The organism is Thalassotalea nanhaiensis (genome assembly GCF_031583575.1).
Lineage (GTDB): Bacteria > Pseudomonadota > Gammaproteobacteria > Enterobacterales > Alteromonadaceae > Thalassotalea_A > Thalassotalea_A nanhaiensis.
In genome coordinates, this window is sequence record NZ_CP134146.1 from 3,737,574 (window position 1) to 3,752,624 (window position 15,051).

Genomic DNA, 15,051 nt, shown 5'->3' on the forward strand with positions numbered 1-15,051 from the left:
TTCAAATAAAATGAAATTAGCTTAACTTACCGTGACATTGTTTGTATTTTTTACCTGAGCCACATGGGCACGGTTCGTTACGGCCAACGCGAGGTACTTCGTTTTCTTGCGTTGCCTGGCCACTTGATTCATGCGTGTATTGCTTCGGTGCTTCTTCGCTTTTGCGAGTTTGCTCTTCTACCGCTTCTACATCTGACTCTTGTTGTATACGAACTTTAGATAACACGCTTACTACGTCATATTTTAAGTTATCAAGCATGTTTGAGAATAACTCAAACGACTCTTTCTTATATTCTTGTTTCGGGTTCTTTTGAGCATAACCACGTAAGTGAATACCTTGACGTAAATGGTCCATCGCCGCTAAGTGCTCTTTCCATAAACCATCAAGAGTTTGTAGCATAATTGCTTTTTCAAACTGGCGTAAAACGTCTGGACCAACTTGCGTTTCTTTTTCAGTATATGCAGTTTCAACTTCCGCTAAAATACGTTCTCGCAGTGAGTCTTCGTTTAACTTGTCGTCTTCTTCTAACCATTTAGCTAGAGGTAATTCTAATGTTAACTCGCCTTTAAGCTGCTCTTCAAGCGCAGGGACATCCCACATTTCTTCAAGAGATTGTGGCGGAATATGTGCATCAATCATACCGTTAACAACGTCACCGCGAATAGCTGCAATAGTGTCGCCAATCTCGCCTTCATCAAGAAGTTCGTTACGTTGTTCGTAAATTACTTTACGTTGATCGTTAGCAACATCATCGTATTCAAGCAATTGCTTACGCACGTCAAAGTTACGGCCTTCAACTTTACGCTGAGCGTTTTCAATCGATTTAGTTACCCATGGATGCTCAATCGCTTCACCGTGTTCCATACCAAGCTTACGCATCATATTTGCAATACGCTCTGAAGCGAAGATACGCATTAAGCCATCTTCCATAGATAAGTAGAAACGTGTTGAACCTGGGTCACCTTGACGACCAGAACGACCACGTAATTGGTTATCGATACGACGTGACTCATGACGCTCGGTTGCAACAATGTGTAAGCCACCTGCTGCAACTACTTTTTCATGATTTTCTTGCCATTCTGCCGTTAATTTAGCTATTTGCTCGTCTGAAGAGTTTTGCAATTTAGCGATATCGGCACCTAAATTACCACCTAACACGATATCGGTACCACGACCGGCCATGTTTGTTGCAATCGTTACTGCGCCAAGTTTACCGGCATTGGCAACAATTTCGGCTTCTTCCGCGTGAAATTTAGCATTAAGTACTTTGTGCTTAATTTTTGCTTTACGCAAAATGTCTGATAAAAATTCAGATGTCTCGATACTGATGGTACCAACAAGTGTTGGCTGACCGCGTTCAACACAATCTTTAATATCAGCAATTACTGCTTCATATTTTTCTTCTTGTGTTAGGTAAATTAAATCAGCCATATCATTACGAACCATAGGACGGTTCGTTGGGATCACAACAGTTTCTAAAGCATAAATATGATTAAATTCGAATGCTTCTGTATCAGCAGTACCCGTCATACCTGATAACTTTTCGTATAAACGGAAGTAATTCTGGAATGTAATAGAGGCTAGTGTTTGGTTTTCATTTTGTATGTTTACATTTTCTTTAGCTTCTACTGCTTGATGCAAACCTTCAGACCAACGACGGCCTTCCATCGTACGGCCAGTGTGTTCATCAACAATAACTATTTCGCCTTCTTTAACGATGTAGTCAACGTCTTTTTGGAATAATTTGTGCGCACGAAGAGCTGCCATCACGTGATGTAATAACGCGATGCTTGATGCACCATATAAAGAGTCATGCTCGTCAAGCATACCACGCTCTTTTAAGATTTCTTCAACGCGAACCTGACCACGTTCAGTTAGGTAAACTTGTTTTGATTTTTCATCAATAGTGTAGTCACCAGTACTTTCTACGCCTTCTTCATCTTCAGCTTCTTGTTGTTCTAGCATAGGAACTAAAGAATCGATTAAACGGTATAGCTCTGAACTGTCTTCAGCTTGGCCAGAAATAACCAATGGCGTACGTGCTTCATCAATTAGGATTGAATCGACTTCATCGATTACGGCAAAGTGTAATGGGCGCTGAGCACGTTGTTGTGGAGTGAACGCCATATTGTCACGTAGGTAATCGAAACCAAATTCGTTATTGGTACCGTAGGTTACATCACAGTTATATGCCGCTTGCTTTTCTTCAGGTGCCATATTTGGAATGTTACAACCAACCGTCATGCCTAAGAATTCAAATAATGGACGAGCCCAATCAGCATCACGTTTAGCAAGGTAATCATTCACGGTAATAACGTGAACGCCTTTGTCTGTAAGACCATTTAGATATGTTGGCAGCGTTGCGGTTAAGGTTTTACCTTCACCGGTGCGCATCTCAGAAATTTTACCTTGATGTAAAACCATACCACCAATCATTTGTACATCGAAGTGGCGCATCCCAAACACACGAACACTGGCTTCACGTACTACGGCAAATGCTTCAGGTAAAATGTCGTTTAATGCTTCGCCGTTGGCAATGCGCTCTTTAAACTCAGCTGTTTTAGCTTTTAACTCTTCATCATTTAACGCTTTTGTTGTTTCTTCTAGGGCGTTAATTTTCAGTACTTCTTTGTTCATTTGCTTTAGAAGGCGGTCATTGCGACTACCAAACAGCTTTGTCATTAATTTTACAAACATTTTATTTAAACCAATTTTGCCAATTATATTTTTGGCGATAAAAAAATATCAGTCAGAGACTGATCTAAAAAATTTACTCAGAGTTATGAACCTAAGTTTTAGGCTTGCGATAAACGTATTTAGTTGGATTTATTTGTTTATCGTTACGCAGGATTTCGTAATGAACGTGCGGGCCAGTTGAACGGCCGGTACTTCCCATTTTGGCAATTGCTTGCCCTTTACTCACCACGTCACCAACTTTAACTAAATGCGTTTTATTATGCGCGTATCTAGTTTTATATCCGGTACCGTGATCAATTTCTACCAAATTACCATAACCCCAACGTTCGCCAGCAAAACTAACAACGCCTGAGCCAGTGGCATATATTTCAGCATTTTCTTTTCCGGCAAAGTCTACACCTTTGTGTTGTGTAGGCTTACCAGTGAATGGGTCTTTACGAACTCCGTAATATGACGACAACCAGCCTTTGCCAATTGGACGCCCGGATAAATAACTCGTACTTTCGATATGGTGACCCAATGCCAAAGATTCAAGTAGGTTAAGCTGATTTTCTTTTTGAATAACACTATCATTCAAATTATTCAGTTGAGTTTCTAAATCAACCATAGAAAACTCGCTAGTTAACACTTCTTGATGTAGTGGCCCACCTGAAGAAGGCAGTGCCACCATATTAAACTCTTCTTTTGGGATATTTGCTTCTTCAGCCAAGCGTTCACCCAAAGCATTCAAGCGAAGTACATGGGATTGTAACTCGGCAATTTTAGCGCTTAAGGCAACAACTTGTTTGTCAGTAGTCAAATTTGCGGTTGGCTGCACCGGCTGTGTTGCCAACATTAAGTGCTCTGGCACTTCTTCTGACTTCATAACAGCGTGTATAACAAAGCCTGACACCACAGCAAAGCCACCAACAATGGCAAGCCATCTTGGTTTACTTAACTTCATTGAAAAACGAACATTTTGTCCGCGGTATAATAGTGTTAAACTCATTTAAATACTTATATCTGATTCGTAAATGTAATCGCTCAAGGTAAACCAGTTAATGAAACGCATTGTAAAAGCCCCTCAAGACTTAAACAGCTTGCTTAAAAAAGCCAGTGGTACAATGGCAGATTTCTCTACTAAAGCGCAATCTTTTAAAATACTAGACGACATTATACGACAAATTTGTCCAGATCTACCAGAAAATGCTTGGCAAATAGCCAATTGCCGAGATGATCTGGTTGTAATAGAGGCTAAATCACCCGTTTGGGGACAACGCCTACAGTTCGAGCGTAACAATATCTCACAACAACTGGCATTGCAAACTCAGGGAATTTTTCGACGTATTGAAATAAAAATAAATCCGCACGGTAATCGCCGTGAAACCGTTAAAGAGCCAGTAAAACCAAATAAGAGTATGTCAGCAGAAACTGCAGAGCATATTTATGAAGTGGCTGAAAACGCACCGCCGGGTTTAAAAGAAGTATTATTGCGCTTGGCTAAGCACGGAAAAAAGTAACTTATTTCTCGTTTCTCGTTTCTCGTTTCTCGTTTCTCGTTTCTCGTTTCTCGTTTCTCGATTCTCGATTCTAAGATATTTCAGACATAAAAAAACCAGAGTGAAAACTCTGGTTTTAAGAATCAATATTTATTCACTTACGCGATAACGGCATCTTGATAAGCAATTGGTGATGGACGCTCGTCTTCATACGTTACCCATTCCCAGCTTTCAACTTGTTTAAATACTTCGCGTAATAGCATGTTGTTTAAACCATGGCCTGATTTATACGAGTTCATTTCGCCTAAAATGCTTACGCCGCCCATATACAGGTCACCGATTGCATCTAAGATTTTGTGTTTAACAAACTCATCATCATAACGAAGCTCTTCGCTGTTAAGCATACGGTATTCATCTAGTACGATAGCGTTTTCTAAGCTGCCGCCTAATGCAAGGTTGTGCGAGCGTAAAAACTCAATATCTTTCATAAATCCAAACGTTCGAGCGCGACTAATTTCTTTAATAAAAGAGTTAGCAGATAAATCCATGCTCATGTTTTGCGTAGTATTGGCAATTACCGGATGCTCAAAGTCGATAGCAAAATTAACTTTGAATCCTTCGTGTGGACATAATTCAGCCCACTTATCACCTTCTTCAACGCGAATTTTTTTAGTAATTCGTAGAAATTTCTTAGCTGCGTTTTGTTCTTCAATTCCAACTGATTGGATCAAGTATACAAATGGTAGAGCGCTACCATCCATAATCGGGATCTCAGGAGAATCTACTTCGACTACTAAGTTATCAATACCTAAGCCAGCTACTGCGGCTAGAAGATGTTCAACGGTGGAAACTTGAACACCTTGCTCATTAACTAAACATGTACACAACGTAGTTTCGCCCACAGCTTCAGGTGTAGCCTGAATATCTACCATAGGTTCAAGGTCAACACGACGGAATACTATTCCCGTGTTTGCAGGCGCAGGACGGAGAGTGATCTGCACCTTTTCACCTTTATGTAAACCAACACCAGTAGCATTTACGCTTTGTTTGAGAGTACGTTGTTTAATCATAATTCGCCTTAAATCTGCGTTCCAACCGACACTATTAACAACTTGTTAATTTTAGTGGACGCGTAATATAGCAAAAATTCCCTTTGCAGTCAAAAGATAACGGTTATGGCCCAAAATTTGCTAACAATTCATTACCAACTGTAACTAGTTGTAATTAAACAGCAAATAGTGCACAAACTCGCAATTAACTTAACACCTAAAAACTGAACATAAGCTGAACAGATTTTACTAATCCTATATAACTCACTTAGATCCTGAAACAAATTCAGGACGACACTAGTGTGCCGCCTAGTCAGCCTGCTTTCGTAAAAATGCAGGAATGTCCAAGTAATCAGTTTCAACAGCTGGTGCGGCTTGCGGCGCAGCGCTGGTTTCATTGTACGTGTTATTCGCAACTTCTGGCTCAGGAGCTGGTGCATAACTTGCGTTCACTACCATAGGCTCAGGTTTTTGAATTGGAGGTACAATTGAAATTTCAGGTTTTTGCTGTTGACCAATACCTGTTGCTACAACAGTTACGCGCAGCTCTTCAGTCATCTCAGGGTCAATTACAGCACCCACTACTACAGTAGCATTTTCTGAAGCAAAGGCTTTCACGGCATTACCAACGGTTTCAAACTCATCAATTGAGATATCCATACCAGCAGTAATATTTACTAAAATACCACGAGCACCGGCTAAATCTACATCTTCAAGAAGAGGACTAGATATAGCGGCTTCTGCAGCTTCTTCAGCACGATCTTCGCCAGATGCTTGGCCAGACCCCATCATTGCCGTACCCATTTCAGACATTACTGTACGAACATCGGCAAAATCGACGTTGATCAAACCAGGGCGAGTAATTAACTCAGCAATACCTTGTACCGCACCTAGTAATACATTATTAGCTGCTTTAAAAGCATCTAATAAACTCGTACCAGGGCCTAATACTTTTAACAGTTTTTCATTAGGAATAGTAATTAATGAATCAACATTATTTTGTAAGAACTCAATGCCTTGATCTGCATAGTTCATACGTTTTTTGCCTTCAAATGGGAATGGCTTAGTTACAACGGCAACCGTTAAAATACCCATTTCTTTCGCTATTTCAGCAACGACAGGTGCCGCTCCAGTACCTGTACCACCACCCATACCAGCAGCGATAAAGATCATGTCTGAACCTTGTAGAGTTTGACGTATCGTCTCTCTATCTTCTTCAGCACTTTTGCGACCAATCTCAGGGTTAGCACCAGCGCCTAATCCTTTAGTTACATCACAGCCCATTTGTAACGTTACATTAGCAGATGAGTTACGTAGCGCCTGCGAGTCAGTGTTGGCAGTAATAAACTCAACACCTTCTATGGTTTGTGACACCATGTGCTCTACAGCGTTACCGCCACCTCCACCAACGCCGATGACTTTAATCACCGCTTCTTCGTTGTGGTCTTCCATTAATTCAAACATAATTTTCTCTCCGTTCTATTGTATTTTTTGTTCCACCAAAAAAATTGTTTTTGTTTTTAAGTTTTAGCTTCTTGCTAAAATTGTCCCTTAAACCAGTTTTTCATACGAGTAAGTGCGCTTACTACGCCCTCACCCGCTGTTGAATTTGTTGTGCCTTCTGCGCTCGCTTCAATTCCGTATTTTAATAAGCCGATAACAGTGCTGTAGCTTGGATCATTCACATAGTCACTTAAGCCATGAATATCTAATGGGCTGCCAATGCGTACCGGCATTTGAAAAACTTCTTCGGCAAACTCAGTAACGCCTTCCATTTTTGCAGTACCGCCAGTTAAAACGATCCCTGCAGCAACTTGATCTTCCAAGCCGCTTTCTTTGATCTCTTCTTGGATCAACTCAAATAATTCGTGGTAACGTGGTTCTACCACTTCAGCCAGTGTATGACGCGACATGCTTCTAGCAGGACGTCCTCCAACACTTGGTACTTCAATATTTTCTTCCATGCTAACCATTTGGCGAAGTGCACAGGCATATTGCACTTTAATGTCTTCAGCATGACTCAGTGGTGTTCTAAATATTTTGGCAATGTCGTTAGTGACCTGGTTACCACCAACAGGGATAACCGCGCTATGACGTAATGCACCACCAGTAAAGATAGAAATATCCATTGTACCGGCGCCCATATCTACAACACATACACCTAATTCTTTTTCATCGTCTGTTAATATCGAATAGCTTGAGGCTAATGCTGAAAAAATTAATTGGTCAGCGGTTAAATCACAGCGCTCTACACACTTAACAATATTTTTTGCCATGTCGTTAGCACACGTTACGATATGAACCTTTGCTTCCATACGCACACCAGACATACCAATAGGGCTTTTAATACCTTCTTGTACATCAACACTGTATTCTTGTGGTAATACATGCAACATGCGACGTTCTGCCGACATTGGTACTGAGCGAGCAGTATGTATTACGTTATCAACGTCCTCTTGCATTACTTCATGATCGTTAATTGGTACCATGCCATTTTCGTTTTGACAGCTAACATGCTTACCCGATATACCTAGATACACAGAGCCAATACGACAATCAGCCATTAATTCAGCTTCATTTACTGCGCGCTGGATAGACTGAATAACCAGGTTAAGATCGTTAACACCACCTTTATCCATACCACGTGCAGCATGATGACCTACACCAATGATGCTTAATTCATCATCAGGTGTTACTTCACCGACTACCGCAACAATTTTTGATGTTCCGATATCCAGGCCAACAACTAAATTTCTTTCTATGGCTTTAGGCATTTGTTTTTTGCTCTTGTAATTGTTTTAAATCATCATTCAACACTGGTTTCCAGCCAACAGCCATTCCTGTGTCGTAGCGCAAATCAACATAATCAACTTGCATGTCTTTTTTCGCATACGCTTTTATTTGCTGGTAAGCATCCATAAAGCGCTGCACTCTTGTCACTCTATCTTCTCGACCTAAATCAAGAAACACACCGTCTGCCAAGGTTAATTGCCAAGCATGGCGTTCGGTTAAAACTAATTCATCAATGCCTACTTGAATGTAGGTTAATAAATTATTTAAATTTCTATAGTTTTCCAAAGCCAGTACTTCACTGCCTTCCGGACCAAATAATTTTGGCAATTTAGTTTTTACTCGTGATTTATCTGCTTGAAAAATCACGCCGTGCTTATTGATAAAAAAATCATCATTCCATTGTGCAACCGGAGTTTGATCGATTACATACACACGTACTTCATTGGGCCATTGCTTACGTACCGACGCAGAATAAACCCATGGCAAACGCTCTAAACTTTGTTGGACATTATTAACGTCCAACTGAAAAAAATTGCCAAGCGTATTTTGCTTTAATACCGCAACAATTTCTTCGTTTTTGGTATATGGAATATTTCCTTTAATAACTAATGATGAAACAGGTACAGCTTCATCTTCGAGCATTGAATCGAAAAGGTAATAGCTACCTATTACAATAAACAAACAAACTAGAATAAAAAAACTAAACCCAGACCAAAAGGTCCAGGGTGCATTTTTTAAATCAAGTTGCGTTTGTTTGTTCATACTCTTCAATTAATCCTTAATTAGTGTCGCTAAGCTGTAAAACTCGCGTTACCAATTGCTCAAAACTTAGGCCTGCAACTTTAGCGGCTTTGGGTACTAAAGACGTTACTGTCATACCCGGTACCGTGTTAACTTCCAATAAGTTAAAGTTGCCCTGTTCGTCTTGCATCAAATCAACGCGTCCCCAACCTTTTGCTCCGGTTGCTTTAAATGCCTTTAATGAAATGCTTTTTAATTCATTTTCAACTTCGGTATCTAATCCACAAGGACATAAATACTGAGTACTATGACTTTGATACTTGGCTTGGTAATCATAAAACTCATGTGGCGTTACCATCGAAATTGCCGGTAGCGCTTCATCACCTAAAATGGCAACAGTAAATTCAGCTCCACTTAACCAAGCTTCAACAAGTATTTGTTGATCATATTTAAACGCATTCATTAGGGCTGCGTTCAATTCTTCAACATTGTTGGCAATCGCCATACCAATGCTCGAACCTTCATTGGCTGGTTTAACCATTACTTTATTGCCAAGTTGGTTTAAAACCAGTTCAGCAGTATTTTTGTTAAAGTCTTCTTGGCTAACCACTGCAAACTCTGCCGTTGGTAAACCCATTGCTTTAAAAATTTGTTTACTTCTCACTTTATCCATAGATAAGGCGGAGCCTAAAACACCAGAGCCAGTATATGGAATGCCTAAATATTCAAGCGCCCCTTGAATACAACCATCTTCACCGCCACGGCCATGAAGAGCAATATAAGCGCGGTCTATATTTTCGGTTTTCAGCTTCGCTAAATCGAAACCTTGAGTGTCGATAGCTTTTACTTTGAAGCCTGCGTTTTTTAGCCCTTCTGTAATTGCAGCACCAGAGCTAAGCGATACTTCACGCTCTGCACTGTCACCACCAAATAGCACCGCTATGGTTTCTTGCTTTAAAGAAGCTAGATCAATTAATTGATCACTCACCGTTAGCTCCTTTTCTTAAATTCAAACGTTTGGCAGTAATCAACTCACGAGCAATAGCGCCAATGTTACCAGCCCCTTGCGTGATCAACATGTCACCATCTTTTAGGATAGATTCCATGATCTCTGGAAGTTGCTCTGTTGAGCTAACGTAAATAGGTTCAACACTGCCACGCAAACGAATGCTTCTAGCTAACGCCTTAGAATCAGCATTGGTAATTGGCGTTTCTCCAGCAGCATAGACATCAAGTAATACTAAAGAGTCAACTTCGCTTAACACTTCAACAAAATCTTCATATAAATCACGGGTACGTGAATAACGGTGTGGTTGAAACATCATCACTAACCTGCGCTCTGGCCAACCATTACGCATTGCTTTAATGGTTGCGGCAACTTCACTTGGATGATGACCATAGTCATCAATTACCGTAATATCGCCTTGTTGTGGTGTTAACGTAGTTAAATGCTCAAAACGACGACCAATACCTTCAAATTTACCAAGAGCATTAACAATAGCCTCATCACTCACGCCTTCATCGGTTGCCACTGCAATAGCAGCCAAGGCATTAGCGACATTATGTAATCCAGGTAAGTTCAACGTGATCGCTAAATCTTCTTTACCTGCGCGTTGCACAATAAACTGACTCACTTCACCAGCTTGTTGGTAATTAATAGCTCTAACATCAGCATCTTGGCTAAAGCCATAAGTAGTAATTTGACGACCTATTTTAGGTAATAACTCGCGCACTACAGGGTTATCGATACACATAACAGCTAAACCATAAAATGGTAGGTTATGTAAAAATTCGATGTAAGTATCTTTTAACTTTTCAAAATCACCGTCATACGTTTCCATATGATCAGCATCTATGTTGGTTACAACTGATACCATTGGCTGCAGATGTAAAAATGACGCATCACTTTCATCAGCTTCAGCAACTAAATAACGGCTTTTACCTAAACGGGCATTCGTTCCAGCACTATTTAACAAGCCACCAATAACAAATGTCGGGTCAAGTTGGCCTTCTGCCATAATACTGGCGATTAAACTTGTAGTCGTTGTTTTACCGTGAGTACCAGCAATTGCGATACCGTGTCTAAAACGCATAAGCTCAGCCAACATTTCTGCACGACGCACTACTGGTATGCGTTGTTCTTGTGCGGTGACAAGCTCAACATTTTGTTTATTTATTGCCGTTGAAACGACGATCACACTGGCACCTTGTACATTATCCGGCTTATGGCCTATGGTAATGCTAGCGCCAAGCTTAGTGAGACGGTTAACAACAGGGTTAACGCTAATGTCTGATCCCGTTACTTTATAACCTTCGTTAAGTAACACCTCAGCAATACCACCCATGCCAGCACCACCGATGCCAACAAAATGGATAACTTTTACGCGACGCATTTCAGGAATTTTCATAGTTATTTCATTCATTATTTCACCAATGCCTTACAAATATTTGCAACCGTTTCGGTAGCATCGGGAGTTGAAGCTGATTTACTGGCTTTTGCCATATTGCGTAGCGCCATATCGGAGCTAAACAACAAATTTAATTTTTGCGCCAATACCGTGGCATTAAACTGATCTTGCGGCAGTAATTTAGCACCGCCTTGTTTAACCAAATACTCGGCATTTTTTGTTTGATGGTCATCTACCGCATGTGGCAGTGGAACAAAAATAGCTGGCTTACCTGCCATTGCTAATTCAGAAACCGTTAACGCACCCGCACGACAAATCACTAGGTCTGCCCAATCATAAGCAGCCGACATATCCTCGATAAAATCTGCTACTTTTACTTTGTCTTTATTAACACCATATTGTTCATAAGACTCAGTTATGGCAGCACTATTGCCACTACCTGTTTGATGCCATACATCAATGTCTTGTAACTTAATTTGGCTTATCGCTTGTGGTACGGTATCGTTTAAAATTTTTGCGCCAAGACTACCGCCAACCACTAACACTTTTTTTGTGATTACACGCTCATCGCAGGTATATAATTTACTAATATCACTACGCACCGGGTTACCGACAACTTTACTGGTAATAGGCGCGGCAAATGCATTTGGAAACGCGCTTAATACCTGTGTCGCTATTTTGGCTAAATAGCGGTTCGTCATTCCAGCAACAGCATTTTGCTCATGCAAAACCAATGGCACACGTTTTAACCAGGCGGCAACACCACCAGGCGCGCTTGCGTAGCCGCCCATACCAAGGACAACATCAGGTTGTACTTGTTTTAATACTTTCAGCGATTGAAAAATAGATTGCAGTACTTTAAATGGCATAGTTAGCCAAGATTTAATACCTTTACCTCTTAAGCCCGCAATATTGATAAATGAAATATCAATGCCATTTGCAGGAATCACCTGTGCTTCCATACGATCACTCGTACCAAGCCAATGCACATGCCAACCTTGTGCTTGTAAACTTTCGGCAACAGCAAGCCCAGGAAAGATATGACCTCCAGTTCCACCTGCCATCACTAAAATAGTAGGACGTTTAGACACTACTTACGCCCTCCATTAAAAACTTGTATATTTTCGGCGATGAAAAACGCTGGGAAGATATGACCTACCCAATCGCCACCTGCCATCACTAAAATTGTAGGACGTTTAGACACTACTTACGCCCTCCATTAAAAACTTGTAAATTTTCGGCGATGAAAAGCGCTGGGAAGATATGACCTACCCAATCGCCACCTGCCATTACTAATATAGTTGGACGTTTAGACACTACTTACGCCCTCCTTTTGAGGTTGCTTGAATCGACTGCAACCGTAACTCATGATCGATGCGAATTAATACCACTATCGCCAAAGTCATGACTATCATTGAGCTTCCACCATAACTAATTAACGGCATGGTTAACCCTTTCGTTGGTAAAACACCTGCACTGGCACCAACATTAACTGCCGTTTGAAAGCTCATCCAAATGCCAATGGAATAGGCAAAGAAACCTTCAAAATACTTCTCTTTTTCTAATGCTCGTCTGCCTAACAGTAATGCTTTAATCACCAACGTTAAACAAAGGCCTAATAAAATAACAATACCAATAAAGCCAAATTCTTCACCGACAACAGCCATAACAAAGTCAGTATGTGCTTCTGGTAAATAATCCAGTTTCTGTACGCTGTTACCTAGGCCTTGACCAAAAAATTCGCCGCGACTGTATGCCATTAATGATTGGGTTAATTGATAACCTGTCCCAAACTCATCTGCCCAAGGATTCAAAAACGATAGAAGCCTTGCTAATCTGTAGGGTTCGAAAACGATCAACATCACAATTGCACTTAATACTGCAGCAACAATTGCAATAAATTGCCATAATTTTGCACCTGCTAAAAACAACAAACCAAGTGCAGTAGCTGCCATCACAATTACTGTGCCTAAATCTGGCTCTAATAATAACAAAAATGCCAACAAAAATAACACTAATAATGGTTTAAAAAAGCCTTTAAAATTCTCTCTAACTTCATCACGCCGTCTCACCAGGTAAGCTGACAAATAACAGAAGAAAAATAGCTTAGCGGGCTCTGCTGCTTGAATGTTTATCGGGCCGACCATAATCCAACGTGTTGAGCCATTTACGGTGCGACCAACAATGAGTACAGCAACCAATAAAAACATTGCCAATAGTAGTAAAACCCAGCTCGACTTTTGCCAATGGTGCATTTCTATCCTGAGGGCAATGGCGGCAATAAATAAGCTCATGACAATGTAAATGGCATGACGAATAACGAAGTGAAAAGGGTTATTAAACAATTTTTCACCAATCGGCATCGAAGAACTGGCCACCATAATCAAACCAATCAGGTACATTGACATTGCAATAACAATGAAACCTCGATCAAAGGTTACTTGGTTTTTCGCCGTTTGACTTTCAAACAACCAAGAAGGTAACTCAGGAAGCCTAATTGAAGGCATTGAAATAGCCATTAACTTGCCCCCCTGATTGCTTCAATAAACATATCACCGCGTTGCATATAATTATTAAACATATCTATGCTGGCACACGCTGGCGAAAGCAAAACCATATCACCTGCATTGGCAAGTTTGCGACTTGAGCTTACCGCCTCTTGAATGGTAGCAACTTCAATACTATCCGCTTTTAATGCCGCTATTTGACCGCCATCTTTACCCAGAGTAACTAAGTGGTCTACCTTGGCAAGTGCCGGTTTAAGTTCATTAAAATCAGCTCCTTTACCATCGCCGCCGGCAATAAGAATTAACTTGTGGTGGCTACTTGCTAGCCCTTCTATGGCCGCTAACGTTGCGCCAATATTGGTTGCTTTTGAGTCATTAACCCAAATAATGTCGTCACCACTATCAACTTGTTTACAGCGGTGGTCTAACCCTTCAAATGATGCCAAGCCATTCACCATTCGATCTAAAGGCCAGCCGGCACAATAGCCTAATGCTAAAGCGGCAAGACAATTCAATTCGTTATGTTTGCCAACTATAGGCAATTGATTACAAGCGACTAAATTTGTGGCACCAAAACATAAGTAGCGGACACCTGAAACGCTGGCAATACCAAAGTGACCATCCGCAGGACTATCTAAACCAAAACTAACATCTGTTTTGCATTGGTCAATTGGCTGAGATAAATTTTGTTCACGAGTTATAACTCGACGCTTACTTTGGTCAAAGATTTTATGCTTGATTTGTGCATAATTTTCGATCGTTTGATGTCTGTCTAAATGATCATCGCTAATATTTAAAATTGTTGCCGCAACTGCCTGCATTGACGTCATCGTTTCAAGTTGGAAACTCGACAACTCTAAAATAACAAAATCTTTTTGTTGGTTTACAACGTCTAGTGCTGGCAAACCAATATTACCGGCAAGAGCTGCATCTATTTCACAGTACTCAGCTAAATGGGCAAGTAATGAGACAACAGTTGATTTGCCGTTAGAGCCTGTAACTGCAATGACATTGCTGTTACTCAACTGGCAAAACAATTCAACGTCGCCAATCAATTCACTGCCTGCTTTGCGATTTCCCGCTATTTCAGGCAAGTTAATATCAACGCCAGGGCTCGCGATAATTAAATCGGCATTCGCTATGGCATTGCTATCCCACTGGCCACTGATAAGTTTAACGTTGCTATTTATTTGATTTAACTGCTCAACACCAGGCGGTTTTGCTCGAGAGTCATTTACGACAAAACTAACATGTTGAGATGTCAAAAAGCGCGCACAGGATAAACCCGTGGCGCCTAAGCCAAGCACTAAAATGTTTTTATTTTGCAGTAATGCCAATGTTATCATTTAGCGGTTAAAACCTTTTTATTTTTGTTTG

General features: G+C 40.7%; 12 protein-coding genes. 1 reads left to right on the forward strand and 11 read right to left on the reverse strand.

The features are described 5' to 3' along the window. Window positions 1-16: 16 nt before the first annotated feature. Together secA and RI845_RS16230 are read right to left on the reverse strand one after the other, a co-directional pair. Complete coding sequence (gene secA, locus RI845_RS16225) at window positions 17-2,698, reverse strand: preprotein translocase subunit SecA (protein ID WP_348387217.1); 2,682 nt, start codon at window positions 2,696-2,698, stop codon at window positions 17-19. A 91-nt stretch (window positions 2,699-2,789) separates the two neighbouring features. Further along, a complete protein-coding gene (locus RI845_RS16230; protein WP_348387218.1) occupies window positions 2,790-3,686 on the reverse strand; it encodes a M23 family metallopeptidase in 897 nt (298 codons plus the stop codon). Window positions 3,687-3,738: 52 nt separating this feature from the next. On the opposite strand from RI845_RS16230, the gene RI845_RS16235 reads away from it, so the two are divergent. Beyond that, window positions 3,739-4,197, forward strand: a complete 459-nt coding sequence (locus tag RI845_RS16235; protein WP_348387219.1) for a DUF721 domain-containing protein — start codon at window positions 3,739-3,741, stop codon at window positions 4,195-4,197. 137 nt (window positions 4,198-4,334) lie between these two features. On the opposite strand, the gene lpxC is transcribed toward RI845_RS16235, so the two are convergent. The 9 genes from lpxC to murD form a co-directional block, all read right to left on the reverse strand. Beyond that, a complete protein-coding gene (gene lpxC / locus RI845_RS16240) occupies window positions 4,335-5,246 on the reverse strand; it encodes a UDP-3-O-acyl-N-acetylglucosamine deacetylase (RefSeq protein WP_348387220.1) in 912 nt (303 codons plus the stop codon). A 288-nt stretch (window positions 5,247-5,534) separates the two neighbouring features. Continuing rightward, window positions 5,535-6,689: a cell division protein FtsZ gene (ftsZ, locus tag RI845_RS16245; protein WP_348387221.1), complete on the reverse strand. Its 1,155-nt coding sequence runs from the start codon at window positions 6,687-6,689 to the stop codon at window positions 5,535-5,537. A gap of 74 nt (window positions 6,690-6,763) precedes the next feature. Continuing rightward, window positions 6,764-7,999 carry a cell division protein FtsA gene (gene ftsA, locus RI845_RS16250; RefSeq protein ID WP_348387222.1) on the reverse strand — a complete coding sequence of 412 codons (1,236 nt, stop codon included), beginning with the start codon at window positions 7,997-7,999 and terminating at the stop codon, window positions 6,764-6,766. Next, on the reverse strand, window positions 7,992-8,780 hold the full coding sequence (locus tag RI845_RS16255; protein WP_348387223.1) for a cell division protein FtsQ/DivIB: 789 nt from the start codon (window positions 8,778-8,780) through the stop codon (window positions 7,992-7,994). Before RI845_RS16255 ends, ftsA begins: the two co-directional genes overlap by 8 nt. 16 nt (window positions 8,781-8,796) lie before the next feature. Beyond that, window positions 8,797-9,747 (reverse strand): D-alanine--D-alanine ligase, encoded by a 951-nt coding sequence (locus RI845_RS16260; RefSeq protein ID WP_348387224.1) that lies wholly within the window; start codon window positions 9,745-9,747, stop codon window positions 8,797-8,799. Next, window positions 9,740-11,182 carry a UDP-N-acetylmuramate--L-alanine ligase gene (gene murC / locus RI845_RS16265; protein WP_348387225.1) on the reverse strand — a complete coding sequence of 481 codons (1,443 nt, stop codon included), beginning with the start codon at window positions 11,180-11,182 and terminating at the stop codon, window positions 9,740-9,742. The genes RI845_RS16260 and murC overlap by 8 nt, the downstream gene beginning before the upstream one ends. Next, on the reverse strand, window positions 11,182-12,258 hold the full coding sequence (murG, locus tag RI845_RS16270) for an undecaprenyldiphospho-muramoylpentapeptide beta-N-acetylglucosaminyltransferase (RefSeq protein WP_348387226.1): 1,077 nt from the start codon (window positions 12,256-12,258) through the stop codon (window positions 11,182-11,184). Before murG ends, murC begins: the two co-directional genes overlap by 1 nt. A 225-nt stretch (window positions 12,259-12,483) precedes the next feature. Beyond that, a complete protein-coding gene (ftsW, locus tag RI845_RS16275; protein ID WP_348387227.1) occupies window positions 12,484-13,686 on the reverse strand; it encodes a cell division protein FtsW in 1,203 nt (400 codons plus the stop codon). Next, entirely contained in the window at window positions 13,686-15,020 is a 1,335-nt protein-coding gene (gene murD, locus RI845_RS16280) for a UDP-N-acetylmuramoyl-L-alanine--D-glutamate ligase (RefSeq protein WP_348387228.1), read from the reverse strand. Before murD ends, ftsW begins: the two co-directional genes overlap by 1 nt. Window positions 15,021-15,051: the final 31 nt, after the last annotated feature.

What these genes read in the sequence shown, in the direction of transcription:
- murD (WP_348387228.1), bottom strand. Translation starts at nt 15,020, where the DNA reads ATGATAACATTGGCATTACTGCAAAATAAAAACATTTTAGTGCTTGGC.
- murC (WP_348387225.1), bottom strand. Translation starts at nt 11,182, where the DNA reads ATGAATGAAATAACTATGAAAATTCCTGAAATGCGTCGCGTAAAAGTT.
- lpxC (WP_348387220.1), bottom strand. Translation starts at nt 5,246, where the DNA reads ATGATTAAACAACGTACTCTCAAACAAAGCGTAAATGCTACTGGTGTT.
- RI845_RS16255 (WP_348387223.1), bottom strand. Translation starts at nt 8,780, where the DNA reads ATGAACAAACAAACGCAACTTGATTTAAAAAATGCACCCTGGACCTTT.
- RI845_RS16230 (WP_348387218.1), bottom strand. Translation starts at nt 3,686, where the DNA reads ATGAGTTTAACACTATTATACCGCGGACAAAATGTTCGTTTTTCAATG.
- ftsW (WP_348387227.1), bottom strand. Translation starts at nt 13,686, where the DNA reads ATGGCTATTTCAATGCCTTCAATTAGGCTTCCTGAGTTACCTTCTTGG.
- ftsA (WP_348387222.1), bottom strand. Translation starts at nt 7,999, where the DNA reads ATGCCTAAAGCCATAGAAAGAAATTTAGTTGTTGGCCTGGATATCGGA.
- ftsZ (WP_348387221.1), bottom strand. Translation starts at nt 6,689, where the DNA reads ATGTTTGAATTAATGGAAGACCACAACGAAGAAGCGGTGATTAAAGTC.
- RI845_RS16235 (WP_348387219.1), top strand. Translation starts at nt 3,739, where the DNA reads ATGAAACGCATTGTAAAAGCCCCTCAAGACTTAAACAGCTTGCTTAAA.
- secA (WP_348387217.1), bottom strand. Translation starts at nt 2,698, where the DNA reads ATGTTTGTAAAATTAATGACAAAGCTGTTTGGTAGTCGCAATGACCGC.